Source organism: Shinella sp. R2-11 (assembly GCF_055330205.1).
The window spans coordinates 308,556-333,248 of record NZ_JBVAPC010000003.1; the positions used below are offsets into that span (position 1 = coordinate 308,556).

General features: G+C 66.2%; 24 protein-coding genes. 16 read left to right on the forward strand and 8 right to left on the reverse strand.

All coding sequences use genetic code 11. The features are described from left to right. Nucleotides 1-11 precede the first annotated feature (11 nt). Nucleotides 12-548 carry a dihydrofolate reductase family protein gene (locus ACZ1A1_RS09860; RefSeq protein ID WP_463619761.1) on the forward strand — a complete coding sequence of 179 codons (537 nt, stop codon included), beginning with the start codon at nucleotides 12-14 and terminating at the stop codon, nucleotides 546-548. On the opposite strand, the gene ACZ1A1_RS09865 is transcribed toward ACZ1A1_RS09860, so the two are convergent. Genes ACZ1A1_RS09865 through ACZ1A1_RS09890 form a run of 6 tightly spaced genes read right to left on the reverse strand, consistent with a single transcriptional unit; the run spans nucleotide 536 to nucleotide 6,645 of the window. After that, nucleotides 536-1,630 (reverse strand): pyridoxal-phosphate-dependent aminotransferase family protein, encoded by a 1,095-nt coding sequence (locus ACZ1A1_RS09865; protein ID WP_463619763.1) that lies wholly within the window; start codon nucleotides 1,628-1,630, stop codon nucleotides 536-538. The genes ACZ1A1_RS09860 and ACZ1A1_RS09865 overlap by 13 nt on opposite strands. Then, nucleotides 1,620-2,408 carry an ABC transporter ATP-binding protein gene (locus ACZ1A1_RS09870; protein ID WP_463619764.1) on the reverse strand — a complete coding sequence of 263 codons (789 nt, stop codon included), beginning with the start codon at nucleotides 2,406-2,408 and terminating at the stop codon, nucleotides 1,620-1,622. Before ACZ1A1_RS09870 ends, ACZ1A1_RS09865 begins: the two co-directional genes overlap by 11 nt. Continuing rightward, the gene (locus ACZ1A1_RS09875) at nucleotides 2,405-3,184 is read right to left on the reverse strand and encodes an ABC transporter ATP-binding protein (RefSeq protein WP_463619765.1); all 780 of its coding nucleotides are present in this window, start codon (nucleotides 3,182-3,184) and stop codon (nucleotides 2,405-2,407) included. Before ACZ1A1_RS09875 ends, ACZ1A1_RS09870 begins: the two co-directional genes overlap by 4 nt. After that, the gene (locus tag ACZ1A1_RS09880; RefSeq protein WP_463619766.1) at nucleotides 3,181-4,011 is read right to left on the reverse strand and encodes an ABC transporter permease; all 831 of its coding nucleotides are present in this window, start codon (nucleotides 4,009-4,011) and stop codon (nucleotides 3,181-3,183) included. Before ACZ1A1_RS09880 ends, ACZ1A1_RS09875 begins: the two co-directional genes overlap by 4 nt. Further along, nucleotides 4,008-4,997, reverse strand: coding sequence for an ABC transporter permease (locus ACZ1A1_RS09885; RefSeq protein ID WP_463619767.1), 990 nt, complete (start codon nucleotides 4,995-4,997; stop codon nucleotides 4,008-4,010). Before ACZ1A1_RS09885 ends, ACZ1A1_RS09880 begins: the two co-directional genes overlap by 4 nt. 37 nt (nucleotides 4,998-5,034) lie before the next feature. Further along, nucleotides 5,035-6,645 (reverse strand): ABC transporter substrate-binding protein, encoded by a 1,611-nt coding sequence (locus ACZ1A1_RS09890; RefSeq protein WP_463619768.1) that lies wholly within the window; start codon nucleotides 6,643-6,645, stop codon nucleotides 5,035-5,037. A gap of 263 nt (nucleotides 6,646-6,908) precedes the next feature. Here ACZ1A1_RS09890 and ACZ1A1_RS09895 point away from each other — a divergent pair, with 263 nt between their 5' ends. Genes ACZ1A1_RS09895 through ACZ1A1_RS09945 form a run of 11 tightly spaced genes read left to right on the forward strand, consistent with a single transcriptional unit; the run spans nucleotide 6,909 to nucleotide 19,039 of the window. Beyond that, the gene (locus ACZ1A1_RS09895) at nucleotides 6,909-7,601 is read left to right on the forward strand and encodes a helix-turn-helix domain-containing protein (protein ID WP_463619769.1); all 693 of its coding nucleotides are present in this window, start codon (nucleotides 6,909-6,911) and stop codon (nucleotides 7,599-7,601) included. Nucleotides 7,602-7,614: 13 nt separating this feature from the next. Then, entirely contained in the window at nucleotides 7,615-9,201 is a 1,587-nt protein-coding gene (locus ACZ1A1_RS09900; RefSeq protein ID WP_463619770.1) for an ABC transporter substrate-binding protein, read from the forward strand. Nucleotides 9,202-9,260: 59 nt separating this feature from the next. After that, nucleotides 9,261-10,286 carry an ABC transporter permease gene (locus tag ACZ1A1_RS09905; RefSeq protein ID WP_463619771.1) on the forward strand — a complete coding sequence of 342 codons (1,026 nt, stop codon included), beginning with the start codon at nucleotides 9,261-9,263 and terminating at the stop codon, nucleotides 10,284-10,286. Continuing rightward, a complete protein-coding gene (locus ACZ1A1_RS09910; protein WP_463619773.1) occupies nucleotides 10,283-11,116 on the forward strand; it encodes an ABC transporter permease in 834 nt (277 codons plus the stop codon). The genes ACZ1A1_RS09905 and ACZ1A1_RS09910 overlap by 4 nt, the downstream gene beginning before the upstream one ends. Then, nucleotides 11,113-12,003, forward strand: a complete 891-nt coding sequence (locus tag ACZ1A1_RS09915; protein ID WP_463619774.1) for an ABC transporter ATP-binding protein — start codon at nucleotides 11,113-11,115, stop codon at nucleotides 12,001-12,003. The genes ACZ1A1_RS09910 and ACZ1A1_RS09915 overlap by 4 nt, the downstream gene beginning before the upstream one ends. Beyond that, nucleotides 12,000-12,812: an ATP-binding cassette domain-containing protein gene (locus ACZ1A1_RS09920; protein WP_463619775.1), complete on the forward strand. Its 813-nt coding sequence runs from the start codon at nucleotides 12,000-12,002 to the stop codon at nucleotides 12,810-12,812. Before ACZ1A1_RS09915 ends, ACZ1A1_RS09920 begins: the two co-directional genes overlap by 4 nt. Further along, nucleotides 12,805-13,305 (forward strand): GAF domain-containing protein, encoded by a 501-nt coding sequence (locus ACZ1A1_RS09925; protein WP_463619776.1) that lies wholly within the window; start codon nucleotides 12,805-12,807, stop codon nucleotides 13,303-13,305. The genes ACZ1A1_RS09920 and ACZ1A1_RS09925 overlap by 8 nt, the downstream gene beginning before the upstream one ends. Beyond that, a complete protein-coding gene (locus ACZ1A1_RS09930) occupies nucleotides 13,302-15,374 on the forward strand; it encodes a hydantoinase/oxoprolinase family protein (RefSeq protein WP_463619777.1) in 2,073 nt (690 codons plus the stop codon). The genes ACZ1A1_RS09925 and ACZ1A1_RS09930 overlap by 4 nt, the downstream gene beginning before the upstream one ends. A gap of 12 nt (nucleotides 15,375-15,386) precedes the next feature. Next, nucleotides 15,387-17,051, forward strand: a complete 1,665-nt coding sequence (locus tag ACZ1A1_RS09935) for a hydantoinase B/oxoprolinase family protein (RefSeq protein WP_463619778.1) — start codon at nucleotides 15,387-15,389, stop codon at nucleotides 17,049-17,051. A gap of 57 nt (nucleotides 17,052-17,108) precedes the next feature. Continuing rightward, a complete protein-coding gene (locus ACZ1A1_RS09940) occupies nucleotides 17,109-17,921 on the forward strand; it encodes an aspartate/glutamate racemase family protein (RefSeq protein WP_463619779.1) in 813 nt (270 codons plus the stop codon). Between the two features lie 14 nt (nucleotides 17,922-17,935). Further along, nucleotides 17,936-19,039 carry a M24 family metallopeptidase gene (locus ACZ1A1_RS09945; protein WP_463619780.1) on the forward strand — a complete coding sequence of 368 codons (1,104 nt, stop codon included), beginning with the start codon at nucleotides 17,936-17,938 and terminating at the stop codon, nucleotides 19,037-19,039. Between the two features lie 49 nt (nucleotides 19,040-19,088). Here ACZ1A1_RS09945 and ACZ1A1_RS09950 read toward each other — a convergent pair whose 3' ends face one another. Further along, nucleotides 19,089-19,715, reverse strand: a complete 627-nt coding sequence (locus ACZ1A1_RS09950; protein WP_463619781.1) for an RBBP9/YdeN family alpha/beta hydrolase — start codon at nucleotides 19,713-19,715, stop codon at nucleotides 19,089-19,091. Between the two features lie 137 nt (nucleotides 19,716-19,852). Beyond that, nucleotides 19,853-20,539, reverse strand: coding sequence for a GntR family transcriptional regulator (locus tag ACZ1A1_RS09955; RefSeq protein WP_415213713.1), 687 nt, complete (start codon nucleotides 20,537-20,539; stop codon nucleotides 19,853-19,855). 256 nt (nucleotides 20,540-20,795) lie between these two features. Here ACZ1A1_RS09955 and ACZ1A1_RS09960 point away from each other — a divergent pair, with 256 nt between their 5' ends. From ACZ1A1_RS09960 to ACZ1A1_RS09975, 4 genes are read left to right on the forward strand one after another with little or no spacing between them, the layout of a single operon-like run. After that, nucleotides 20,796-21,896, forward strand: a complete 1,101-nt coding sequence (locus ACZ1A1_RS09960) for an ABC transporter ATP-binding protein (RefSeq protein WP_463619782.1) — start codon at nucleotides 20,796-20,798, stop codon at nucleotides 21,894-21,896. Nucleotides 21,897-21,898: 2 nt separating this feature from the next. Then, nucleotides 21,899-22,822 carry an ABC transporter permease gene (locus tag ACZ1A1_RS09965; protein WP_463619784.1) on the forward strand — a complete coding sequence of 308 codons (924 nt, stop codon included), beginning with the start codon at nucleotides 21,899-21,901 and terminating at the stop codon, nucleotides 22,820-22,822. Continuing rightward, nucleotides 22,815-23,618 (forward strand): ABC transporter permease, encoded by an 804-nt coding sequence (locus ACZ1A1_RS09970; protein WP_313195475.1) that lies wholly within the window; start codon nucleotides 22,815-22,817, stop codon nucleotides 23,616-23,618. Before ACZ1A1_RS09965 ends, ACZ1A1_RS09970 begins: the two co-directional genes overlap by 8 nt. A 30-nt stretch (nucleotides 23,619-23,648) precedes the next feature. Next, entirely contained in the window at nucleotides 23,649-24,689 is a 1,041-nt protein-coding gene (locus tag ACZ1A1_RS09975; protein ID WP_463619785.1) for an ABC transporter substrate-binding protein, read from the forward strand. The last annotated feature ends 4 nt before the right edge of the window (nucleotides 24,690-24,693 follow it).

The following is a 24,693-nucleotide window of genomic DNA, read 5'->3' on the forward strand; positions in this document are numbered from 1 at the left end:
AGGAGTTTTCGATGGCCCGCGTCCTCGGATATATCGCCGCAAGCCTCGACGGGATGATCGCCACGGCAGACGACAGTCTCGACTGGCTGTTCGAATATGACGGCATGGATCTCGGCGAGCACGACTATCGCACCTTCATCAAACGCATCCGCACGGTGGTGATGGGGCGCGGCACCTACGATTTCATCGCAAGGGACCCCTCCCCCTGGGCCTATGGAGAGCAGCGGACTTTCGTCGTCACCTCAACGCCCATAGACAATCCGAAAGGCCCTCTGGAAATCCGCGGGGACATCGACGCACTGATTGCCGAGCTGCGCGCGCTCGACGACGGCGACGTCTGGATGCTCGGCGGCGGGCAGTTGCAGATGGCCTTTCTGGAACGGGGCGCGCTGGACGAGATCGAGATCTATGTCATCCCGGAAATACTCGGTGGCGGCCGGCCGCTCTTTCCGCCGGCCGGCTTTCGCGCCAGCCCCGAGCTGATCGGCGTACAGGCGCTGGACCGGGGCTGCGTGCGCCTGCACTACCGCTTTTCTCAGCCCGCATAATGCGCGGCGACGGCCGCCGCTGCCGCCGCAATATCCGCCGGAAGACCGAGATTGCGGAGGGCGATCCCATAGGCCGCGACATTGCCGAGCACGGCCTCGAAGCGGGCGCGCTGGCCGGTGTGGTTGAGCCGCACGAGATTTTCCGCGCCCGGGCCGACGCCCGGCGACATGTCCGTTTCGAGGTGCGCGGCGGCGGCGAGGAAAGCGTCCATCCCGACGCCATCGGGCAGCCTTGCCGTCGTGACGAGGTGGGAGGCGCGGCCGGCCGGGGCCGAGGGCGCCGCGCCGAGCGCGACAAGCCCGTCGCGCGCCGCCTTCGCCGCCCGGGCATGGCGGGCGAGGACGGCATCCGGGCCTTCCGCCTCGAAACGGTCGAGCGCCGCCTCCAGCGCGAAGAATTCCAGCGAGGCCGAGGTGCCGGGCAGCGCGCCGCGCCCGGCATCGAGCCAGGCCTTGCGGTCGAGCAGCGACAGCGTCGATTCCCTTGAGGCCCCTTCGGCCGTCACCAGCCGCCACGCGGCGGGGCTGACCGAAACCGCCGAGACGCCCGCCGGCCCCGCCAGCGATTTCTGCGGGCCGATCACCGCGATGTCGACGCCGAGCGCATCGACGTCCAGCGCATGGCCGCCGACCGAGGCGACGGCATCCACCACCGTCACGATGCCGCGGACGCGGGCGGTGGCAACGATCTCCTCCAGCGGGTTGAGCACGCCGTTGGCCGATTCCGCATGGCAGAAGATGACGACCTTCGTATCCGGATGGGCCTCGAAGGCCGCCGTCACGGCTTCCGCATCGATGGGCCGGGCGGGCTCGGCCATAAGCGTCACGACCTCCGCGCCGCCCCGCCGCAGCCAGCCGCCGAACCATGCGCCGAAGGGGCTGGTGACGATATTGATCGCCTTCAGGCCCGGCCGGGCAAGGCTTGCCGTCACCGCCTCCAGCGCCACGACGGCCTCGGTCTGGAAGAGCAGGATATCGTTCCGCGTCTTCAGGATCCGGCCCAGCCGGTCGGCGACCAGGCCGAAGCGTTCGGGCGGGAAGACGGGGGCGTCGTTCAGGGCATTCCAGCGGTCAAACGGCATTTCGGTCTTCCTGCCTGATGAGGCGCGGCACGGCGCCGACGAGCGCGCGGGCGGCGGGCGATTGCGGATTGCCGATCACCTCGGCCGCCGGGCCGCTCTCCACGATCCGGCCGGCATCCATGATGGCGATGCGATGGGAAACGGCGGCGAGCACCGCAAGGTCATGCGAGACGAAGAGATAGGCGATGCCGCGCTCTTCCTGCAGGGTGACGAGGAGTTCGAGCACCTTTTCGCGCAGCGAGACATCGAGGGCCGAGACCGCCTCGTCGAAAACGATCATGGCCGGCCGCGAGGCGATGGCCCGGGCGATGGCGACGCGTTGGCGCTGGCCGCCGGAGACGTCGCGGATCGAGCGGGCGGCATAGGCGGCCGGCAGGCCGACGCGGTCGAGCAGCGCCGCCACTTCCTTCTCCCGCCCGGCCTTAGGCACGATATCGTGGATGCGCAGCGGATCCTCGATCACCGAACCCACCGTGGCGCGCGGATTGAAGGCGCCGAGCACGTCCTGGAAGACCATCTGCATCCGCGCCCGCCGCCGGCGCAGTTCGCCGCCGGACAGTGCCAGCCAGTCCTCGCCGCCGAAGCGGACCGTGCCGGCATCGGCCGGAACGAGACGCGTGAGGACGCGCGCCAGCGTCGATTTCCCGCTTCCCGATGCGCCGGCAAGGCCGAGCGTTTCGCAGGCCGAAAGGGTCAGCGAGACGCCGTCGAGCGCCGTCACGACCCGGCCGCCGGAAGCGTAGCGCTTGTCGAGGTTCTTCACGTCGAGCAAGGTCATCGGCCCGCCTCATGGATCAGCGGCGGTGTTGCGAGATCGCGGTGACTGGCGATCAGGGCGGCGGTGTAGGCGGCTTGCGGCTTCGCGAGAACCTTGCCCGTCGCGCCCGTCTCGACCAGCATGCCGTCGCGGAAGATCGCCACGCGGTCGGCGAAGCCGGAGGCGAGCGCGATGTCGTGGGTGACGAAGACCAGCGTCATGCCGCCCTCGCGCACGAGTTCGTCGAGCAGCGCGACGATCTCCGCCTGCACGACCATGTCGAGCGCACTGGTCGGCTCGTCGGCGATCAGGAGGCCCGGCCTTGCCGCAAGGGCGGCGGCAATCGCCACGCGCTGGCGCTGTCCGCCGGAAAGCTGGTGCGGGAAGGCGCGCAGCGCTTTTGCGGGATCGGGGATATACACCCGTTCCAGCATCTCCAGCGCGCGGGCCTCCCCCTGCCTGCGGGAAAGGCCGAGATGCCGGCGCGCGCCTTCGGCGACCTGTTCGCCGATGGTCAGCACCGGGTTGAGACTGGCGGACGGGTCCTGGAAGACGAAGCCGATATCGCGGCCGGCGCGCGGCTGGCCCGTCGACCAGCGGAGGCTTCCGGCAACGGAGGCCCCATCCGGCAGCAGGCCGGCCAGCGCCCGCGCGAGGGTGCTCTTGCCCGATCCGCTTTCGCCGATGATCGCCAGCCGCTCGCCGCCGAGGATATCGAGGTCGATGCCCTTCAGGGCGGGTATGGTCTCGCCGCGATAGGTGACGGCGAGTTGCCGTATCTCGCACAGCGCCGTCATGCCGTCCCTCCCCGGCTGGAGAGCGCCTTGCCGAGCCCTTCGCTGAGGAGATAGACGCCGACGACCGTCACGACCAGCGCGAGGCCGGGGAAGACGGAGAGGAAGGGCGAGGAGCGCAGGACGTTGCGCCCCTCGGCGATCATCGATCCCCAGGTGACGATGTTCGGATCGCCGAGACCGAGGAAGGAGAGCGCGGCTTCCGTCAGGATCGCCGCGGCGACGATGATGGCCGCAAGCGCCAGAACGGGCGGCAGCACGTTCGGCAGGATTTCCCGGAAGGCGATCTCCACCGGATGCATGCCGACGACGCGCGCCGAGGCGACATAGTCGCGCTCGCGCACGGACAGCACCTGCGCCCGCGTCAGCCGCGCCGGATCGGCCCAGGCGCCGAGCGCGATGGCGAGCACCACGACCGGCACGGACGCGCCGATCACGCTGACGAAGGCGAGCGCCAGAAGGAAGCTCGGCACGATCTGGAAGGCGTCAACCACGCGCATCAGCGCCTCGTCGACAATGCCGCCGGCAAAGCCCGCCGCAAGGCCGATGCAAAGACCGATGGCAAGGGCGGCACACGCCGCCGCGAGCCCGACGAGGAGCGAAGTGCGCGCGCCATGCACGATCCCCGCCAGCACATCGCGCCCCAGCCGGTCCGTGCCGAGCAGAAAGGCGGGATCGGTGAAGGGCGCGGTCAGCGCGCGGCCGGCGATGCGCAGCGGATCGCCGGGGGCAAGCACCGGCGCGAACAGCGCGACGAGGGCGAGCACAGCGAGAAGGCCGAGCCCGATGGCGCCCTCCGGCGTGCGCAGCAGTTTCCGCAGCAGCCTCATGCGCCGCGCTCCGAGGCCCCGACGCGCGGGTCGAGCGCGGCATAGACGATATCGATTGCGAGATTGACGAGGATGACCAGCACCGCGCTGGTAACGATGATGCCGGTGAGGAGCGCCGTATCGCGCCCGCTCACCGCCTCCTGCGCGAGCCGCCCGAAGCCGGGAATGGCGAAGATGCTCTCGATGACGACGCTGCCGCCGAGCATGGCGGCCGATTGCAGGCCGAGCATGGTGACGAGCGGCAGAAGCGCATTGCGCGCCACATGCCGGAGCACGATCCGCGCCCGCAAAAGTCCCTTGGAGCGCGCGAAAAGCACGAAATCCAGCCCCCAGACCTCCGCCATCCCCGCCCGCATGACGCGGAGGAAAAGGGCCATATAGACCAGCGTCAGCGTCGCCACCGGCAGGGCCAGGTGGGCGGCGATATCGGCGGCGCGGGAAAGGCCCATGCGCCCGGAGGCGATGGTCTCGATGCCCGATGTCGGCAGCCAGCGCAATTGCACGGCGAAGACGATGCTGAGGACGAGGCCGAGCCAGAAGCTGGGGATGGCGTAGAGGACGAGCGAAAGGGTCGAGAGCACCCGGTCGCGGCCGCTGCCCGGCCTCGCGCCGGCGACGATGCCGAGCGCCGAGCCGATGGCGAAGGACAGCGCCGTGGCGCTGCCCATCAGAAGCAGCGTGTTGGGCAGGCGCTCGAGGATGAGGTCGCGCACCGGCCGGTCGAAGGCGACGGACCAGCCGAGATCGAGCCTTGCGAGCGAGGAGAGGTAGAGCCAGAGCCGCGCCGGCATGGACTGGTCGAGGCCATAGGAGGCCCGCAGCGACTGCGCGATGGCCGCATCCCCGCCGCCGATGGAGAGGAGATAGGCATCGACGGCATCGCCCGCCGCAGCCTCCAGCAGCAGGAATGTCAGGACGACGACGATCAGCAGCACGGGAATGCTGCCGACCGCGCGGCGTCTCAGCAATCGAAGGGCTCGGTTCACGCTGCGCCAGACCTTGCGGTGTTCTCGGCCGACCCTATCACGACTGGAGCGCGGTATCTGCCCAGTTGGAAACCGCCCAGCGCGGATTGCTGGCGACGTTCAGCACCGTGTCGCGCGCAACCGTGATGAAGCCCCATTCGGCGACGTTGATCAGCGGCAGGTCGGAGACGACGAGCTTCTGGAACTGCCGGTAGAGCTCCGTGCGCGCCGCGGTGTCGATGGTCTCCGCCGCCTTGGCGATGACGGCGTCGAGCTCCGCATTGGCATAGCCGCCCTGGTTGGAGAAGCCGACGCCGGCGGGAATGCCGGATTGCACGAGAATGGTCGTGGAGATCGCCGGATCGCCGCGGAAGACCGGCGGGGCGACGGCGAGGTCGAAATCATGGTCGGTATAGACCGCCTGCTGGTGCGCGGCGGCATCGGCATTGACCAGTTCCGCGTCGATGCCGATTGCGGCGAGCGCCTGGCGCAGGTAATCGCCGAACTGGCGCGTCTCGTTGAAATAGGGCGCGGGGCGCAGCTTCAGCGAGAAGCGCCTGCCGTCCGCGCCTTTGGCATAGCCGGCCTCGTCGAGCAGCGCATTGGCCCTGGCGACATCGAAATCGTAAGCCGGCACGTCGGCATCGTAGAATTCCGGCGCGTTCTTCGGCACGGGGCCGGTGGAGGCGGCGGCATAGCCGAGGAAGATCGTGTCGACCACGAACTTCTTGTCGATGGCATGGGCGATGGCCTGGCGCACCTTGAGGTCGGCGAGCTCCTTGCGGCGGTGGTTGATCTCCACGACGAGCTGGTAGGTCAGCGCCTCGTAGCCCTTGGTGACGACCTCGATGCCCGGCACCTTGGAGATGCGGTCGAGATCGGTGAGCGGCACGGCGGAGAAGGCGGCGAGCTGGATTTCCTCGGCCTCCAGCGCCGCGCCCGCGCCGGCGCGGTCCGGCAGCACGCGGAAGATGATCTCGTCGAGCTTTGGCTGGCCCTTGCCCCAATAGGCTTCGTTGCGGGTCAGGCGGTAATATTCGCCTGGCTTGTATTCGGCAAAGCGGAACGGGCCGGTACCGACGAGCTGGATATTCGCCGGGTTGGCGGCGATGTCCGTGCCCTCGTAGAGATGCTTCGGGATGACGCTGCTGACGACGGGCAGCGCGTTGCGGATGAGCTGGAGCGGCGTCGGCTTGGAGAAGCGGAAGATCGCGGTCGCCCCGTCCGGCGTCTCGACGGCCTCCAGATTGGCGAAGACGATACGGCCGAGATTCTGCAAGGGTTTCCAGACCTCGAGCGCCGAGAAGGCGACGTCGGCGGAGGTGAAGGGCTTGCCGTCGTGCCAGGTCACGCCCTCGCGCAGGCGGAACGTCACCGAAAGCCCGTCTTCCGAACCCTCCCAGGCGGTGGCGAGGCGCGGCGCGAGCCCATCCTTGCCGTCGAAGGACGCTTCTGCCAGCGGCTCCACCACCTTGCTCGCCACGAAGAACACACCGTTGGAGGCGACGATGGCGGGGTTGAGATTCTTCGGCTCGGAATCCGCCGCCACGATCAGCCGGCCGCCGGACGGCGCATCCTCGGCGAAGGCAAGGGTGGGCAGGGCCGTGGAGGCCAGCAGCGCGGCCCCCGCCTGCAAGAAGGTACGCCGGGTTGGGGTCGCGGTCAGCATCTCTCTCTCCTGCTTCGACATGTCGTTCGCGATAGTGGTGACGAATCGCCCTCGATGACAGAGAGGAAATTCTCTCGGCCCGCCTTGCAAGAACAAATTGTTGCGGAGGCTGACGTTACGCAAGGCGCAAGAACAAAACCCTCTTCCCGGGCCGCATCGCGAGGATGCCGTTCACGGCATTTTTTAGGCTGGCTAAAAAAAGAATTTGACAATCCGGTGCGTTCGCGCACTATTGAAGTAATACTAAAAAATGGGTGAACATAGTGGCGAATGTCGAGAAGTCCGAGGCCGGGGCAGCCCCCGCCGTGGGCGAGCGGCTGCGCGAGCGGCGCCGGGAGCTGAAGATGACCTTGCAGGACGTTGCGGATAGTGCCGGCTTCTCGGTGGGCTTCATCTCGCAGATCGAGCGCGGCATCACCGTTCCCTCGCTGACCTCGCTCGTCGCCGTCTGCCGCGCGCTGAAGACGGATGTCGGCTCGTTCTTCCAGACGCCGAAGGTCGAGGCGCCGATCACCCGGCGCGAAGGCCGCCCCGTCTATGCGGTCGGCGGCACGCCCGGCAGCGCGGTCACCTATGAGCGCCTTTCCGCCTCCTTCCCGGGCAATGTGCTGCGCTCCACGCTGATCCACGAGCCGCCGGGCTTTCGAAGCGAACCGATGTCGCACGAGGGCGAGGAAATCTTCTTCGTCGTGTCCGGCTCGCTGACCATCGAGATCGACGGCGAGCGCACCATTCTGGACGCGGGCGATTCCGCGCACTTCCCCTCGCGGCTGACGCATGTCACCTGGAACCACACGACCGAACCGACGACGATCTTCCATACCTGCACCATGGACGTCTTCGGCGACGACGGAATGCCGGGCGAGGCTCAGCCGAGCCTCGTCGTCAAGCGCTCCGCGGGACGCCGCAGCGCGCCCAAACCGCTCAAGACAACGAAATCCAGCTCCTCGGGTTAACAAGGGAACAGCCATGACATCCGTACTGAAGACAATCGCGGCAGCCCTGCTCGCCGCAACGGCCTTCTGCGCCCATGCGAATGCCGAAACCGTCCTCCGCCTCGATGAATCGCCGGTCGGCGAGCTCGATCCGGCCAAGGCGTCGGACTATGCCGACAGCATCCTGATGTACAACGTCTACGACACGCTGGTCATTCCGAAGCAGGGCGAGCCGGGCTACGACCCGTTCCTTGCGACCGCCTTCGAAACGACGGACGGCAAGACCTATACGTTCAAGCTGCGCACCGACGTGACGTTCCAGAGCGGCAACCCGCTGACGGCCGATGACGTCGTCTTCTCCTTCGAGCGCATGAAGGCGCTCGGCCAGGGTCTTTCCTACCTGTTCGAGAATGTCGAGAAGGCCGAAGCGGTCGATCCCGCGACCGTGAAGTTCAACCTGAAGGAAGTCTACGCCCCCTTCATCTCCGCCCTCACCCGCCTGCCCATCGTCGACAAGGCGCTCGTCCTGCAGAATCTCGGCGAGGGTGACGGCGAAATGAAGGACTGGGGACAGGCCTATCTCTCCACCCATGCCGCCGGCTCGGGCGCCTACAGGATCGTCTCGCACAATCCGCAGGAAGAAACCGTCATGGCGAAGAACCCGGACTTCTTCCTGAAGGTTCCGGCCGCCGCGCCCGACACCGTGCGCCTGCGCTACGGCCTTGAAGCCGCGACCGTCCGCACGCTGATCGCGCAGGGCGAGCACGAGATTTCCTCCCAGTGGCTGCCGCCGGAAGTGCTGAAGTCGCTCGCCGCCGACGGCGCGCAGCTTCTGACCGAAAAGGGCACGACCGAGTTCTACATCAAGCTGAACACGGTCAGGCCGCCCTTCGACGACGTGGAATGCCGCCTCGCGGTCTCCTATGCCTTCGACTACGAATCCGGCGTGCGCATGGTCGCCGTCACCGATCAGGTCTCGCAGGGCAGCCCGGCGACGGGTGCGCTGCCGGTCGGCATGCTCGGCGCGCTCTCCGGCGAGCCGATGAAGCGCGACCTCGAGAAGGCGAAGGAACACCTCGCCAAGTGCAAGTACAAGCCGGAAGAGATGAAGGTCGACCTCACCTGGATCGGCGAAGTGCCGCTCGAAGAGCGCTTCGCCCTCCTGATGCAGGCGAACTTCGCGGAGATCGGCCTCAAGGCCGAGGTGAAGAAGCTGCCCTGGGCGCTTTTCACCGAGCAGGTCGCCAAGCCCGAGAACACGCCGAACATCAGCCAGATCTTCGTCAACACCATGTCGGGCGACCCGGATTCGCTGCTCTACACGATGTATCATTCGAGCGCGGCCGGCACCTGGATGTCGCCCGAGCACCTGAAGGATGCCGAAGTCGACGCATTGCTCGAAAAGGGCCGCACGACGCTGGACGAGGCGGAACGCGCCAAGGTGTACGAAGAGGTCAACAAACGGCTCGTCGCCATCGCCCCGTCGATCTTCGCGCAGGACCAGACGGCGGTCTTCGCGGCCTCGGACAAGGTTTCCGTCCCGGCGCTCTCCGATCCGTCCAAGGCCTTCGCCCTTGCCGGCTTCGGCTTCACCTTCCGCCTGATGGAAATGAAACAATAACCGACGACGCCGACCGGGCCGCGCGACAGCGGCCCGGAACCGTCCACAGGGTTACAGCCATGTCACCGTTCATCCGCCTCCTCGCGAAGCGGCTCGGTACCTCCTTGATCGTGCTGATCGGGGTATCGCTGCTGATCTTCGCCATCGCCCGGGTCATTCCCGGCGATCCGGCGCGTATCGCGCTCGGGCCGAATGCGACGCCGGAAGCCGTCGCCGCGCTTCGCGACAAGCTGCATCTCGATGCGTCCTTCCTCGCGCAATACGGCCATTTCCTCGCCGATCTTGCCCGCGGCGACCTCGGCGTCTCGCTCTATACGAACCGCCCGGTCATGACCGACATCGCGCAGTTCCTGCCCGCGACGCTGGAGCTGGTCGTCGTCTCCGGCCTGATGATGATCGCCATCGGCCTGCCGCTCGGCATCCTCTCGGCGCGCTATCGCGGAAGCTGGGTGGATCACACGATCCGGCTGGTGACGATGCTCGGCGTCTCCGCGCCCGCCTTCGTCTGGGCCGTGGTGCTGATGCTGGTCTTTGCCTATTTCATCAAGCTCTTCCCCATCGCCGGCCGTCTCTCCGACAGCCTCACGGTGCAGAACGTCACCGGCTTCATGCTGGTCGACACGCTGCTTGCCGGCAACCTCAAGGCCTTCGCCGATGCCGTCTGGCACCTCATCCTGCCGGCCTTCGCGCTCGCCCTGTCCGGCATCGGGCAGGCCGCCCGCCTCGTGCGCTCCAACATGGTGGAGACCTACGAGCGGCCCTATATCGAGATGGCGGAGGCCTATGGCTTCCCGGAAAAGCGCATCGCCCGGCGCTACGCCTTCCGGCCGTCGCTGATCCCCTCGCTCACCATCATTGGCCTCGATTTCGCGGCCATGCTCGGCAGCGCCTTCCTGGTGGAGGCCGTCTATGCCTGGCCGGGCCTGTCACGCTACGGCGTCGCCGTGATCCTGCGCAAGGACCTCAACGCCATCGTGGGAACCGTGCTGATCATCTCGGCCATGTTCCTCATCGTCAACATCGTCGTGGACCTGCTGGTCTCCATCATCAATCCGCGCATCCGGCTTTCGCAGAGGGCATCATGAAGAAGACCCTCGTCATCCTCACCGGCAATCCGCTGTCGCTGATCGGCCTCGTCCTCGTCGGAATCGTCGTGTTCTCGGCCGTCTTCGCCGATTTCATTACGCCCTTCCCCGAGCATGTCGGCGCGGTCGTCGACTTCGCCAATTTCAACCAGCCGCCGCACTGGCCGAACATCTTCGGCACGGACCTCGTCGGCCGCGACCTCTTCACCCGTGTCGTCTATGCCTACCGGATCTCGCTGATCCTCGGCATCGTCGTGCTCGTCATCGCCGTGCCGGTCGGCGTCGCCATCGGCCTTGCCGCCGGCTATCTCGGCGGCTGGACGGAATACCTGCTGATGCGGCTCACCGACGTCTTCCTGTCGATCCCGCCGCTGGTGCTCGCCATGTCGATCATGGGCCTGCTGGAGCCGACGCTCACCAACGGCATGATCGCGGTGACCGTCATGTGGTGGCCCTGGTACACGCGCCTCGTCTACAACATCGCCCGCTCCGAGAAGGAAGAGGGCTATGTGCTGGCAGCCGAAGTCATCGGCGCTTCCAAGCTGCACATCATGTTCCGCGAGATCCTGCCGAACTGCGTGCCCTCGATCATCACCAAGATGACGCTCGACTTCGGCTTCGTCATCCTCATCGCCTCCTCGCTCTCCTTCCTCGGCCTCGGCGTGCAGCCGCCCACCCCGGACCTCGGCTCCATGGTGGCGGAAGGCGCGAAGTACCTGCCGGACAGCTGGTGGCTCACCGTGTTCCCCGGCCTTGCCATCCTCATCGCCGTCTTCGGCTTCAACCTGATCGGCGACGCGCTGCGCGAAATCCTCGGAGTGGATCAATGACGGCCCCGACACTCAGGATCGACGACCTCCGCCTCGGCTTCAAGACCTGGTCCGGCACGGTGGAGGTGCTGCACGGCATCTCCCTGCACATCAAAAAGGGCGAGCGCGTCGCGCTGGTCGGCGAGTCCGGCTCCGGCAAGTCGGTGACGGCGCGCATCGTGCTCGGCATGCTCCAGTCCCTGAAGACGGCCCGCATCTCCGGCACGGTGGAATTCGAGGGCATCAACCTCGAAACGCTCAAACCCGCCTCGCGCCATGCCCTGCGCGGCACGGCCATGTCGATGATCTTCCAGGATCCGACCTCGTCGCTGAACCCGGTCTATCCGATCTTCACGCTGTTCCGCGAGGTGCTGCAACGCGCCGAACCCGGCATCGACGAGGAGAGCGCCCGCCGCAAGGCCATCGCTGCCCTTGCCGACGTCGCCATCAACGAGCCGGAGCGCGTGCTGGAATCCTATGCCTTCCAGCTTTCGGGCGGCATGAACCAGCGCGTGATGATCGCCATGGCGCTTGCCAACAACCCGGCCCTGCTGCTGGCCGACGAACCCGGAACGGCGCTCGACGTGACGGTGCAGGCGCAGACGCTGCGGCTGATGTCCGAGCTCGTCGAGAAGCACCGGACCTCGGTGCTCTTCATCTCGCACAATCTCGGCGTGGTGCGCGAATTCGCCGACCGGGTCTATGTCATCTACAAGGGCAACATCGTCGAGCAGGGCCCGACCGCCGCGCTTTTCGACGATCCGCGCCACCCCTATACGCGCGCCCTGCTGTCCGCGGTGCCGCGCATCACCGGCGGCGGCATTCCCGACCTCGACGACGATCCGGCGCAATTCCTCGCGCCTCTCGTCGCCCATGAAGGCTTCAGCGAGAAGGAACTCCTCAAATGAGCAAGCTTCTTTCCGTTTCCGACGTCTCCAAGCATTTCGAGGTCAATGACCGCACGGTGAAGGCGCTCGACGGCGTTTCCTTTAATGTCGAGAAGGGCGAATGCCTTGCCATCGTCGGGGAATCCGGCTCCGGCAAGTCGACCATCGCCAACATCATCCTCGGCATCTACGGCGCGACATCCGGCAGCCTCACCTTCAAGGGCGAGGCGCTGCCGGCGAAACGCACGCAGGAGCACCGCCGCGCGATCCAGCTCGTGCAGCAGAACCCGCTCTCCTCGCTGAACCCGCGCCGCTCGATTGGCGCGTCGCTACGCCTCGCGCTCGACGTGCATGATATCGGCGACAAGGCGGGCCGCACTGCCCGCACCGGCGAGTTGCTGGAGGAGGTCGGCCTTCCCGCCGAATTCCGCAGCCGCGCGCCGTCCGCCCTGTCCGGCGGCCAGCGCCAGCGCGTCGCCATCGCTCGGGCGCTCGCCTGCCAGTCGGAACTCGTCGTGCTGGACGAGCCGACCTCCGCGCTCGACGTGCTCGTGCAGGCGCGCGTGCTGAAGCTCCTGAAGGCGCTGAAGGAAAGCCGCGGGCTGACCTATGTCTTCATCACCCACGACCTTTCGGTCGTGCGCAACATCGCAGACCGCGTCGCCGTCTTCGAGAAGGGCCGGCTCGTAGAGCTTGCCACGACCGACGCGATCTTCACCCGACCCGAAAATCCCTACACGCGCCGGCTCATCGGCGCCGTTCCCGTCGTCAGCTCTGAAGAAGCGGCGCTCCGGGATCACATCATGGAGCAAGAGAATGGAAATGCCTGACTACACCGCCTTCGTCGAAGCCGTCGCCGCAGCGGGCCGCCAGCCGGACAAGGCCTATGCGGCGCTGGAGCAGCTGGTGCGGGACGTCGTCGGCGTCAAGCTCTTCACCATCATGACGTCCGACACGACCGACAAGCTTTCCGAGCGCATCTATTCCAGCATGCCGGACGTCTACCCGGTCTCCGGCACCAAGCCCTACAACGAGACCGAATGGTCGGAGATCACGCTGAACCGCAAGGAGACCTTCGTCGCCAACACGATCGAGGAGATAGCCAAGGTCTTCGACGACCACGAGCTGATCCTCTCGCTCGGCTGCCAGTCGGTCATTAACGTGCCGATCATCGTCGACGGCGAGGTAATCGGCACGCTGAACTGCCTGCATGACCGCGACTATTACACCGAGGACCGCATCCGCGCCGCCGACGCACTGAAACTGCCCGGCGCCGTCTGCATGCTGCTGCACGCCCGGCAGAAGAGGGAGGAAAACCGATGAGCCAGAAGACCATTCGTGTCGCAACCGATGTCGGCGGCACGTTCACCGATCTCGTCTGCTTCGAGACGGACCACGCGATGGGCGAGTCCCGCATCACGACGGCCAAGTCCGACACGACCCCGCCGAATTTCGAACAGGGCGTATTAAATGTGCTCGACAAGGGCGGCGTCGATCCGAAGACCGTCGACTTCCTCGCCCACGGCACCACCGTCGTCATCAATGCGCTGACCGAGCGCAAGGGCGTCAAGGTCGGCCTCATCACGACGGAAGGTTTCCGGGATTCGCTGGAGATCGCCCGCGGCAACCGGCCGGACTTCTTCAACCTTCACTATGAGAAGCCGGAACCCTTCGTCCCGCGCTATCTGCGCCGCGAACTGCCGGGCCGTTTCGACTATCACGGCACGGAGATGAAGCCGCTCGATCTTTCGGGCCTGCCGGCGATCCTCGACGACTTCCGCGCCGACGGCGTCGAGGCCATCGCCGTCTGCTTCCTGCATTCCTATGCCAATCCGAGCCACGAGCAGGCGACGATCGGCGAAATCGCGCGCCTCTGGCCGGAGATCGCCACCGTCGCCTCGCACCAGATCACCCGCGAATGGCGCGAATACGAGCGCACCAACACGACCGTCATGTCCGCCTATGTGCAGCCGACGGCCGAGCGTTATCTCTCTCGCCTCAACGACGGCCTCGCGAGCAAGGGCTTCGACGGAAACCTCTTCGTGATGCAGTCGAACTGCGGCGTGGATTCGCTTGAATCGGTGAAGAAAATCCCGATCACCATGGTCGAATCCGGCCCGGCCTCCGGCTTCTGGGGCGCGGCCGAGCTCGGCAAGCTGATCGGCGAGCCGAACGTGCTGGCGCTCGACATCGGCGGCACGACGGCGAAGTGCTCGCTGATCGAGAACGGCCAGGTCCGCATCATGACGGACTACTGGATCGAGCGCGACCGCACCTCCGCCGGCTATCCGATCATGGTGCCGGTGGTCGATCTCGTCGAGATCGGCAATGGCGGCGGCTCCATCGCCTGGGTCGACGATTTCGGCAAGCTGCATGTCGGCCCGAAATCGGCCGGCGCCATGCCCGGCCCCGCCGCCTATGGGCGCGGCGGCACCCATGCCACCACCACCGACGCCAACCTCTGGCTCGGCCGCATCAACCGCGACTACTTCTGCGGCGGCTCTGTTATCGCGGACATGGCGGCGACGGAAAAGGCGCTGTCGGATGTCGGCGAAAAACTCGGCGTTTCGGCCGATGACGTGGCGCGCGGCATCGTGCGCATCGCCAACAACAACATGGTCAACGCGCTGAAGCTCGTCTCGCTCAACCGCGGCTTCGACCCGCGCGACTTCACGCTGGTCGCCTTCGGCGGCGGCGGCGCGATGCATGCGGTGGCGCTCGGCACGGAGTTGGGCGTAAAGAAGGTCGTCATCCCGGCGGGCGCCTCGGTGTTCTCCGCCTGGGGCATGATGATGTCGGACCTGCGCCGCGACTATTTCGTCACCAGGCTCGCGGACCTCAAGGCCGGTGCGGCCAAGGCCATCGAGGCGCTCTTCGCCGAGACCGAGGCGCTGGCCCACCGGCAGTTCGGCGAGGAAGGCGTCGACGAGGCGAAGGTCCGCTTCCTGCGCTACGGCAAGTTCCGCTACCAGAACCAGGAGCACACGACCGAAGTCCTCATCGAGGGCGCGATCACCGATGCAAGCCTTGCCGCCATCGAGGCCGCCTTCCACGAGACCTACGAGCGGGAATACACCTACCGCCTCGACGCCCCCGTCGAGCTGGTCGGCATCCATCTCGTCGCCTCCGCCGAGGTCGGCAAGCTGAAGATGCAGGAAAAGCCGCTTTCCGCGACGCCGGCTTCCGCCGCGCGGAAGGGCGAGCGCAAGGTCGACTACGCGCTGGAAGGCGTGCATCCGGCCGCGATCTACGACGGCGAGAAGCTGGAGCCCGGCATGGCCTTCACCGGCCCCGCGATCATCGAGGATCCGGGCACGACGATCGTCATCCACCCCGGCAACCGCGTCGAGATCGACGGTTTCGGCAATATCCACATCCACCTGAAAGCCTGAGGAGTGCGGGACATGACGACAGCTTCCCACGATCCGATCACGCTCGAGATCATCCAGAACTCGCTGCAGGCGACCGCCGACGAGATGTTCGCGGCCATGCGCAAGACGGCGATGAGTTCCATCATCTACGAAGTGCTCGACATGGGCACGGGCATCACCGACGCGGCAGGCCGCCTCGCCTCGTCAGGCGCGGGCATTCCCGGCTTCATCGGCGTGCTCGACAAGTCGGTGAAGGTGCTGCTGAAGAAGTTCGCGAAGCCCGGCGATATCCAGCCCGGCGACGTCTTCATCACCAACGACCCCTATTACGGCGGCGTCACGCATCTGAACGACCTCGTCGTCTGCATGCCGGTCTTTTCCGGCGACCGGCTGATCGCCTGGACGGCCAACATCGCCCATAACTCGGACGTCGGCGGCAAGTCGCCGGGCTCGCTCTCGGCCGATGCGACGGAGATATTCCAGGAAGGCCTTCGCCTTCCCGCCATCAAGATGATCTCGAAGGGCGAGGCTATCCCCGGCATCTTCGACATCATCACCGTCAATTCGCGCATGCCCGACTTCCTCGAAGGCGACCTCTGGGCCGCCATCGCCTCCGTCCGCATCGGCGCCAAGCGCCTTGCCGAGCTTGCGGAAAAATACACCGTCGCCACCTTCGAGGCGGCCATGGCGAGCTTCATGGACCACGGCGAGAAGATCGCGCTCGCCGAACTCGCCAAGCTCCCGCACGGCACCTTCGAACTGACGGAGGAGCAGGACGACGGGCGCATGTTCAACGTCAAGGTGACGATATCAGACACGGAATTCGTCGTCGACCTGCGCGACAACCCGGATCAGGACAGCGGCCCCTCCAATGCCGGCCATGACGACACGCTCGTCAGCATGCAGGTCATCTTCAAGGCGCTGACCGACCCGACCTCGCCGGCCAACGAAGGCTCCTTCCGCCCGCTCAAGGTTTTGACGCGCGAAGGCTCGTGCTTCCATGCGAAGGAACCGGCAGCCGTCGGCTTCTATTACGAGATCGGCATCCGCGGATACGACCTCGTCTGGCGCTGCCTTGCCCCGCACATGCCGGAAAAGCTGCCCGCCGGACACTTCTCCTCCATCGCCGGCACCTTCATCGGCGGCATCCACCCGGATACGGGTCGGCAATACACGATCATCGAGCCGCAGATCGGCGGCTGGGGCGCTTCGAACGGCCGCGACGGCAATTCGGCGATCTTCTCCGGCGTGCATGGCGAGACCTACAATTGCCCGGCGGAAATATCCGAGGCGCGCAACGGCCTCTTCGTCGACCGCATGGAGCTGAACACCGATCCGGGCGGCGAAGGCAAATGGACCGGCGGCTACGGCATCCGGCTCGACTACCGCATCCGTCGCGACGATTCCTTCCTGACGCTCGGCTATACCCGCTCGCGCATCCTCCCGTGGTCGCTCGACGGCGGCAACGAGGGCTCGGCCAACTATGCGCTCGTCCTGCGCAAGAACGGCACGTCCGAGCGCTACGCCTTCGCCTCGGGCATCCGGGTCGACAAGGACGACGTCATCCGTGTCATCACCGGCGCCGGCGGCGGGGTCGGCGATCCGAGGGAGCGCGATCCGGCGCTGGTGCGCGAGGATATCCGCAACGGCTACATCACCGCCGAGCGCGCCCGCGAGGTCTACGGCGTCAGCCTTTGAAATCGCAAGATCCCCGGCCTTCGGGCCGGGGACCGGAGCCATACGAAGGAGGAACGCATGGATACCCGACCGCCCAGGATCATGTATCTCAACCCCGTCGGCGAGAACGATACTGTCGACGCGATCTTCGCCGCCATGGCGAGGGACCACAAGCTGCCCGGTACGGAAGTGCATGTGGCGGCGCTGCCGAAAGCCCGCTACGGCTTTTCCCACATCGAGTTCCGCACCTACGAGGCGTTGGTGACGCGCGGCATCATGCGCGCAGTGCGCCAAGCGGCGCTGGAAGGTTTCGATGCGCTCGCCATCGGCTGCTTCTACGATACGGCGCTGCACGATGCGCGCGAGATTTCCGGCGAGATGGTCGTCACCGCGCCCTGCATCGCCTCCTGCGAGATCGCCGCCAGCCTTTCCAACCGCTTCGGCATCATCGTCGGCCGGCGCAAATGGGTGCACCAGATGCAGTCCACCGTGCATGGCTACGGCCATGCCGAGCGCCTTGCCGGCTTCTACGATGTCGGCCTCGGCGTCGACGATTTCCAGAAGGATCATGCCGAGACCAACCGCCGCCTTCTCGCCGCCGGCCGCAGGGCCGTAGAAGAAGGCGGGGCGGAAGCGCTCATCCTCGGCTGCACGATGGAAATCGGCTTCTACAGGCAGATCGAGAAGGAACTCGGCGTTCCCGTCATCGATCCCTCCATTGCGGCGCTGAAGCGGGCAGAGTATGCCGCGCTTCTCAAGCGGCAATGCGGCTGGGTGCCGAGCCGCAAGGGCTCCTGCGAGGCGCCTTCGGAAGCCGAGCTTACCGCCTTTAATGCCTTTCCGGATGACGGGCCGGTCTTCGGCAGCCGTATCGTCATTCCCGCCACCTGAACGAGGAAAAGACCATGAACGAACAGACCGCCGCCCGCCTCAAGGCCCTGCGCCAGCGCATGGCCGAGACCGGCACCGGCCTCGTCGCCATCGCGCCCGGCTCCCACATGGACTGGGTGCTGGGTTTCCATCCGCATCCCGACGAGCGCCCCTGCCTGCTGCTCATCGGCCCGGAGAAAGAGGCCTTCCTGATGCCGGCGCTGAATGCCGAGGGCACCCGCGAATTCACCGACATCGCCTTCCACAACTGGGCAGATGAGGAAGGCCCGGACGCGGCCCTGCGCGCGGCCCTTTCGGCCATCGGCGCGGAAGCGCCCGGCCTCGTCGCGCTCGACGAGACGATGCGCGCCGACTTCGCCCTGCTGCTCCTCGACGCCCTGCCCGCCGATACGCGCCGCGACTTCACGCCGGCAACGCTCGGCGGCCTTCGCATGCGCAAGGACGGCAGCGAATATGCCAGGCTGAAGATGAATGCCGGCATCGCCGACCGCGCCATGGAGGCGGCCTTCGCCGCGATCAGGCCGGGCATGACCGAGAAGGCGCTTGCCGCCGAAATCCGCGCGCACTTTTCCTCGGAAGGCGCCGAACCGCAGTTCTGGATCGTCGGCGCGGGCGGCAACGGCGCCTTCCCGCACCATTCGGCAAGCGACCGGGTCATCCAGGAGGGCGACGCGGTGGTGATCGACATCGGCGGGCGCAAGCAGGGCTTCCCCTCCGACATCACCCGCATGGCCGTCGTCGGCATACCGCCGGAAGGCTATGGCGAGATCCACACCATCGTCGAGAAGGCCGTGCAGGCCGCGCTGAAGGCCGCCCGCCCGGGCGTCCTAGCGCGCGAGGTGGATGCGGCGGCCCGCAGGGTCATCGCCGATGCGGGCTATGGCGAGTATTTCGTGCACCGCACGGGCCACGGCATGGGCATCGACGGCCACGAGCCGCCCTACATCACCGCGACCTCCGAAACGGTGCTGGAGGAGGGCATGGTCTTCTCCATCGAGCCTGGCATCTACCTGCCCGGCCGCTTCGGCATCCGCCTGGAGGACATCGTGATCCTGCGCGAGGACGGGCCGGAAGTCCTGTCTTCCCTGCCGCGCACGGTTCACATCGCAAGGGTCTGACACCTTCGGGACGGCCCTGCCCGCAGCGCCGCCCCGGAAGAAAACCCTCTCAGTTCAGCGCAAATCCTGCGCCGGCAACGGCGCGGGTGAAAAGCCGCTCGTCCCCGACGGGAGCAAGGGCGGACCGCTTCTTCAGCAGTTCGAGGAAGTCGTGGCCCGCCGCCCAGCGGCCGAAGCCGCTCGCGACATTGATATGACCGGCCGCCCCGATATCGATGAGATCGCTGCCCCAGGCCCGCGCCGTCCGGCGCAGCCGGTCGAGCGGCATGTAGGGATCGTTGAGGCTGCCGACGACGAGCGTCGGGAACGGCAGGCGGCGGAGCGGCATCGCACCGAAGCGGACGATACAGGGATGCAGCGTCTCGGTGGCGTCGAGATCGCAGGGCGCGACGAGCAGCGCGCCGCGGATGCGCGCGGCGAGCGGGCTTTCGGCGAAATGCGCCGCCAGCACGCAGCCGAGGCTGTGCCCGACGAGCCAGACGTCCCGGCCGATCATCTCGACCTGCCGGGCCAGTTCCTCCAGCCAGCGCCCGCGATCCGGGCACGCCCAGTCATATTGCTCGACGACGCGGCTCTCCGGATTGTCGCGCGCCCAGTGGCGCTGCCAGTGCCCCTCGGGCGAGCCGTTGAGACCGGGAAGGATGAGCGTATCGACGGGATGATCGAGCGACGGCATGGCAGGCCTCCTTTGCGGGACGGGATCTGCCGGAATGATGCGCGTGACCGTCGCCGGGCGTAAGGAAGACACTGCTCCAGTCTGCAAAATCCATAAAAATTCTTTGCAATTCACCCCGGGCGCGGATGGCTGCCGGCCTAAGCGCTTCTGCCCAGCGCGGCGACCCGCTCGAAATGCCCCCGGCCGAGATGGCCTGCGCCGTCGCGGATATCGGCGGCGATGGCGGCCTTCAGCGCGGCGGCGTCGCGGTTGACGATGGCGGCGAGCGCCTCGGCATGCCGGTCGACCTGGTAGGTTTCCGACAGGGTCTCGCCGGCCCGGCGCATGAAGGGGCCGAGACGCAGCCAGAGGGATTCGATGAGCGGCAGCATGACGGTGCCCGGCCGCGCCTCGTAGAGACAGCGGTGAAAATCGAAATTGGCCTCCACCAGCCGCCCGAAATCGGCGGCCGCCAGCGCCTCGTCGGCAAGCCGGTCCAAAGCCCGCAGGCGGGAAAGCCGCGCCTCGTCGACGAAGGGCATGGCCCTTTCGGCGGCCCGCGTTTCCAGCGCGAGGCGGGCTTCCAGCACTTCCTCGAAGCTCTGGCGGTCGAGATCGGGGACGCGGACGCGGCGGTTGTCGAGCAATTCCAGCGCTCCGTCCGCCACGAGGCGGTGGAGCGCTTCGCGCACCGGCATGGCGCTGACGCCCAGCGTCTCCGCAAGGCCGTTGATCGTCACAGGATCGCCGGGCTCGAACTGGCCTGACATGATGCCGCGCCGCAGGACGCGGTAGACCCATTGCTTGGCGGATTCGGATACTTCCCGGCCGCGTGCAACCAGCATGCTGAAACCCTCCCTCCGCACGATGCCGCTCTCCCGCCGGTCATCGTCTCAGGGCTGAATTTTCGGGCTTTTGCACGCAGGGCGGATAAATCTGCAAAGCCCAAAATCGCCCTTTACAGATTTGATCAAATTATGATTTGTTGTGATCATAAGCAAGTCAAGCATATCACATAAGAGCCGTGATCAGCGGCCGGACAGAAACAGCCGGCGGTTTGGGCAGAGGAAGCTCGGGCGCCGGTCGAAAAACGGGGAACCGATGACTGAAACCCGAACGACCGCCGCCCATGGCGGTGCCATCGGCATGCATGGCATCAAGAAGTGGTTCGGCAGCTTCCAGGCAGTCAATGACGTGACGCTGGATATCCGCCCGAACGAGTTCTTCACCCTTCTGGGGCCTTCCGGCTGCGGCAAGACCACGCTCCTTCGGATGATCGCCGGCTTCGAGCTGCCCACCGAGGGACAGGTTCTGCTCGACGGCACGGACATTTCACGGCTCCTGCCGAACCAGCGCCCGGTCAACACCGTCTTCCAGAACTACGCCCTCTTCCCGCACCTGACCGTCGCCGAGAACATCGGCTTCGGCCTGAAGATGCTCGGCAAGCCGAAGGCGGAGATCGACGGCATCGTCGCCGACATGCTGAAGCTCGTGCATCTCGAAGGGCGCGGCGACAATCCGGTGACGCAGCTTTCCGGCGGCCAGCAGCAGCGCGTGGCCCTCGCCCGGGCCCTTGCGCCAAGGCCCAAGGTGCTGCTCCTCGACGAGCCGCTTTCGGCCCTCGACCTCAAGCTGCGCAAGTCCATGCAGATGGAACTGAAGCGCCTGCAACTGGAGACGGGCATCACCTTCGTCTTCGTCACGCACGATCAGGAGGAAGCCCTCACCATGTCCGACCGCATCGCCGTCATGTCGACGGGCACGGTGCGGCAGGTCGGCTCGCCCTGGGAGATCTACGACCGCCCGGCCGAGCGCTTCGTGGCCGATTTCATCGGCGAGACGAACTTCCTCGAGGCCGACGTCGTCTCCGTCGCCGACAACAAGGCGCGCGTGCGCCTCTCCTCCGGCGCGGAAATCTCCGCCACCTTCCCGGCCACCCTGACGCCGGCGGGCAAGGTCACCATCGTCGTCCGCCCGGAGCACGCGCAGGCCGGTACGCCCTCGCCCGCCTCGCTCCTGCGCGGCATCGTCCACGAGATCGTCTATCTCGGCACGGATACGCATCTTCACGTCCGCCTCGACGACGGCAAGAGCTTCATGGTGCGCCAGCAGAATGCCCGCAGCGGCCATTGCGGCTTTACCAAGGGCGACCCGATCGGCATCGGCTTCAGCGACGACGTCGCCCAGATCTTGAGGGACTGACGATGAACGGCGCACAGGAAGCCGCCATCGCGGCCAGGAAAAAGGACATCCGCTCCCGCTGGCTGCTCAGCACGCCGGCCCTCATCATCATCTTCGTCGCCGCCGTCGGGCCGCTCTTCGTCATGCTGTTCTATTCCTTCATGGCGAAGGGCGACTATGGCGACGTCCGGTTCGGCGAGTTCTCGCTGGACGGCTGGACCTCGGTCTTCTTCGAGCGCGACATCTTCGACGACACGCTCGGGCTTGCCGATGCGCATCTCTCCATCATCTGGCGCTCGCTGCAGCTCTCGTTCTTCACGACCATCCTGACGCTGATCCTCGGCTTCCCTACGGCCTATTTCATCGCGACGCGGCCGCCGCATACCCGCGAGATCTGGGTCTTCCTGGTCACCATCCCGTTCTGGACCAACCTCCTGATCCGCACCTTCGCGATGCAGCAGGTCATCCGCAACGAAGGCCTCTTGAACAACGCCCTCATCTGGCTCGGCATCATCAAGCAGCCTCTCCAGATCATGTACACGGACACGGCCAACCTCCTCGGCATGACCTATGTCTACCTGCCGCTGATGGTGCTGCCGCTCTATGCCTCGATCGAGAAGCTCGATTTCCGGCTGGTCGAGGCCGGCTACGATCTCTACGCCACGCGCTTCCAGGTGCTCCGCCGGATCGTCATCCCACTGGTCAAGCCCGGCCTCATCGCCGGCTCGATCCTCGTCTTCATCCCCTCGCTCGGCGCATACGTCATTCCGCGCGTGCTGGGTGGCGGCAAGAACATGATGCTGGGCAACCTGATCGAGATGCAGTTCGGCTCGGGCCGCAACTGGCCGCTCGGCGCGGCGATGTCCATCACGCTGATGGCTCTCGTGATGGTCGCGCTCATCGTCTATGTCCGCAACGCCTCGCGCGGAGGAGCCGGTCATGCTTAGATCGCGTTTCGACGTCCGCGCCCAGCCCGGCTTCGGGCTCATCACCCTCTTCACCTTCTTCGCGCTCTACCTGCCGATCGCCGCGCTGGTCATCTACTCCTTCAACGGGGCGGAGTCGCTTTCCCGCTGGGACGGGTTCTCGACGCGCTGGTTCGTGGCGGCATGGCAGAACGCCGCCGTGCAGGACGCTGCCGTCCGATCGATGGTCATCGCCGTCTGGGCGGCGCTCCTTGCGACGGCCGCCGCGACCATGGCCGCGCTCGCGACGACGCGGACCGCGCCCTATCGCGGCCTCACCTTCAAATATGCGCTCATCAACCAGCCGCTCATGGTGCCGGAGATCGTCACGGCGGTCGCGCTCTTGATCGTCTTCTCGCGCATCAAGGTCTGGACCGGGTATTCCGGCCTCGGCTACCTGATCGCGGCCCATACCGCCTTCTGCATTCCCTTCGCCTACCTGCCGATCCGCGCCCGTCTCGAAAGCATGGACCTGACGCTGGAGCGGGCGGCGGCCGATCTCTACGCGACGCCGTGGAAGACGTTCCGCTATGTCACCCTGCCGCTGCTGCGGCCGGCGATCATCGCGGGCTTCATGCTGGCCTTCGTCATCTCGCTCGACGACGTCGTCATCACCGAATTCGTCAAGTCCGGTGGCCAGGACACGTTGCCGACCTACATGCTCGGCCAGCTCCGGCGCGAGACTTCGCCCGAGATCAACGCGATCGCCACGGTCTTCCTTGCGCTCTCCACGGCGCTGGTCGTGGTCTTCTTCTTCATCAACCGAAAAAAGCAATAGGCATCGGACAAACCACAGAGAGGAACGGAAATGAAAAAGAAATGGATGACGACGACGGCGATGGCGGCGGTCGGCCTGCTTGCCCTTGCAAACGCCGCCTCGGCTGCCGGCGAGCTCAACATCTACAACTGGGGTGACTACACCAACCCGGAGCTCGTCAAGAAGTTCGAAGCCAAGTACGACGTGAAGGTCACGGTCACCGACTACGATTCCAACGACACGGCGCTCGCCAAGGTCCGCGCCGGCGGCCACGGCTTCGACCTCGTCGTGCCCTCGGCCAACTACGTGCAGATCTGGGTAAAGGAAGGCCTCCTGCAGGAAGCCCGTCCGGACCAGATGGAGAACTTCAAGAATGTCGACGAGCGCTGGGTCGACGTTCCGTGGGATCCGGGCCGCCATTACACCGTCCCGTGGCAGTGGGGCCTGACGGGCATCGGCGTCAACACCTCCGTCTACAAGGGCGACATCAACACCTCGGCGATCTTCCTCGATCCGCCGCCAGAACTGGTCGGCAAGCTCAATGTCGCGCCGGAAATGAACGACGTGCTCTTCGCCACGATCAAGTATTTCGGCGGCGACTGGTGCACCATGGACAAGGAGGTCCTGCGCAAGGTCCGCGACAAGCTGGTCGAGGCGAAGGCCAAGTGGCTCGCCATGGACTACAGCGTGACGGAGAAGCTGCCGGCCGGCGACTATGCCGGGGTCTACTACTGGAACGGCGCCATCATGCGCTCGCGCCTGAAGAACCCGGACATCAAGTTCGGCTATCCGAAGGAAGGCTTCCCCTACTTCATGGACAGCGTCGCGCTCTTGAAGGACGCGAAGAACCCCGAGAACGCCAAGCTCTTCATGAACTTCATCATGGAGCCGGAGAACGCGGCGCTGATCTCGGCCTTCGCCAAATATTCCAACGGCATCAAGGGCTCGGAGAAATTCCTGCCGGCGGAAATGCAGTCGGCGCCCGAACTGGTCGTGCCGCCTGAATTCGAGAAGGCCGGCGAGTTCCTCACGACCTGCGAGCCGGAAACGCAGCAGCTCTACACGAAGATCTGGACCGAACTGCAGAAGTAAGCGG

What these genes read in the sequence shown, in the direction of transcription:
- ACZ1A1_RS09865 (WP_463619763.1), bottom strand. Translation starts at nt 1,630, where the DNA reads ATGCCGTTTGACCGCTGGAATGCCCTGAACGACGCCCCCGTCTTCCCG.
- ACZ1A1_RS09965 (WP_463619784.1), top strand. Translation starts at nt 21,899, where the DNA reads ATGAACGGCGCACAGGAAGCCGCCATCGCGGCCAGGAAAAAGGACATC.
- ACZ1A1_RS09900 (WP_463619770.1), top strand. Translation starts at nt 7,615, where the DNA reads ATGACATCCGTACTGAAGACAATCGCGGCAGCCCTGCTCGCCGCAACG.
- ACZ1A1_RS09890 (WP_463619768.1), bottom strand. Translation starts at nt 6,645, where the DNA reads ATGCTGACCGCGACCCCAACCCGGCGTACCTTCTTGCAGGCGGGGGCC.
- ACZ1A1_RS09930 (WP_463619777.1), top strand. Translation starts at nt 13,302, where the DNA reads ATGAGCCAGAAGACCATTCGTGTCGCAACCGATGTCGGCGGCACGTTC.
- ACZ1A1_RS09915 (WP_463619774.1), top strand. Translation starts at nt 11,113, where the DNA reads ATGACGGCCCCGACACTCAGGATCGACGACCTCCGCCTCGGCTTCAAG.
- ACZ1A1_RS09910 (WP_463619773.1), top strand. Translation starts at nt 10,283, where the DNA reads ATGAAGAAGACCCTCGTCATCCTCACCGGCAATCCGCTGTCGCTGATC.
- ACZ1A1_RS09950 (WP_463619781.1), bottom strand. Translation starts at nt 19,715, where the DNA reads ATGCCGTCGCTCGATCATCCCGTCGATACGCTCATCCTTCCCGGTCTC.
- ACZ1A1_RS09970 (WP_313195475.1), top strand. Translation starts at nt 22,815, where the DNA reads ATGCTTAGATCGCGTTTCGACGTCCGCGCCCAGCCCGGCTTCGGGCTC.
- ACZ1A1_RS09880 (WP_463619766.1), bottom strand. Translation starts at nt 4,011, where the DNA reads ATGAGGCTGCTGCGGAAACTGCTGCGCACGCCGGAGGGCGCCATCGGG.
- ACZ1A1_RS09945 (WP_463619780.1), top strand. Translation starts at nt 17,936, where the DNA reads ATGAACGAACAGACCGCCGCCCGCCTCAAGGCCCTGCGCCAGCGCATG.
- ACZ1A1_RS09955 (WP_415213713.1), bottom strand. Translation starts at nt 20,539, where the DNA reads ATGCTGGTTGCACGCGGCCGGGAAGTATCCGAATCCGCCAAGCAATGG.
- ACZ1A1_RS09975 (WP_463619785.1), top strand. Translation starts at nt 23,649, where the DNA reads ATGAAAAAGAAATGGATGACGACGACGGCGATGGCGGCGGTCGGCCTG.
- ACZ1A1_RS09925 (WP_463619776.1), top strand. Translation starts at nt 12,805, where the DNA reads ATGCCTGACTACACCGCCTTCGTCGAAGCCGTCGCCGCAGCGGGCCGC.
- ACZ1A1_RS09960 (WP_463619782.1), top strand. Translation starts at nt 20,796, where the DNA reads ATGACTGAAACCCGAACGACCGCCGCCCATGGCGGTGCCATCGGCATG.
- ACZ1A1_RS09920 (WP_463619775.1), top strand. Translation starts at nt 12,000, where the DNA reads ATGAGCAAGCTTCTTTCCGTTTCCGACGTCTCCAAGCATTTCGAGGTC.
- ACZ1A1_RS09870 (WP_463619764.1), bottom strand. Translation starts at nt 2,408, where the DNA reads ATGACCTTGCTCGACGTGAAGAACCTCGACAAGCGCTACGCTTCCGGC.
- ACZ1A1_RS09875 (WP_463619765.1), bottom strand. Translation starts at nt 3,184, where the DNA reads ATGACGGCGCTGTGCGAGATACGGCAACTCGCCGTCACCTATCGCGGC.
- ACZ1A1_RS09940 (WP_463619779.1), top strand. Translation starts at nt 17,109, where the DNA reads ATGGATACCCGACCGCCCAGGATCATGTATCTCAACCCCGTCGGCGAG.
- ACZ1A1_RS09860 (WP_463619761.1), top strand. Translation starts at nt 12, where the DNA reads ATGGCCCGCGTCCTCGGATATATCGCCGCAAGCCTCGACGGGATGATC.
- ACZ1A1_RS09905 (WP_463619771.1), top strand. Translation starts at nt 9,261, where the DNA reads ATGTCACCGTTCATCCGCCTCCTCGCGAAGCGGCTCGGTACCTCCTTG.
- ACZ1A1_RS09935 (WP_463619778.1), top strand. Translation starts at nt 15,387, where the DNA reads ATGACGACAGCTTCCCACGATCCGATCACGCTCGAGATCATCCAGAAC.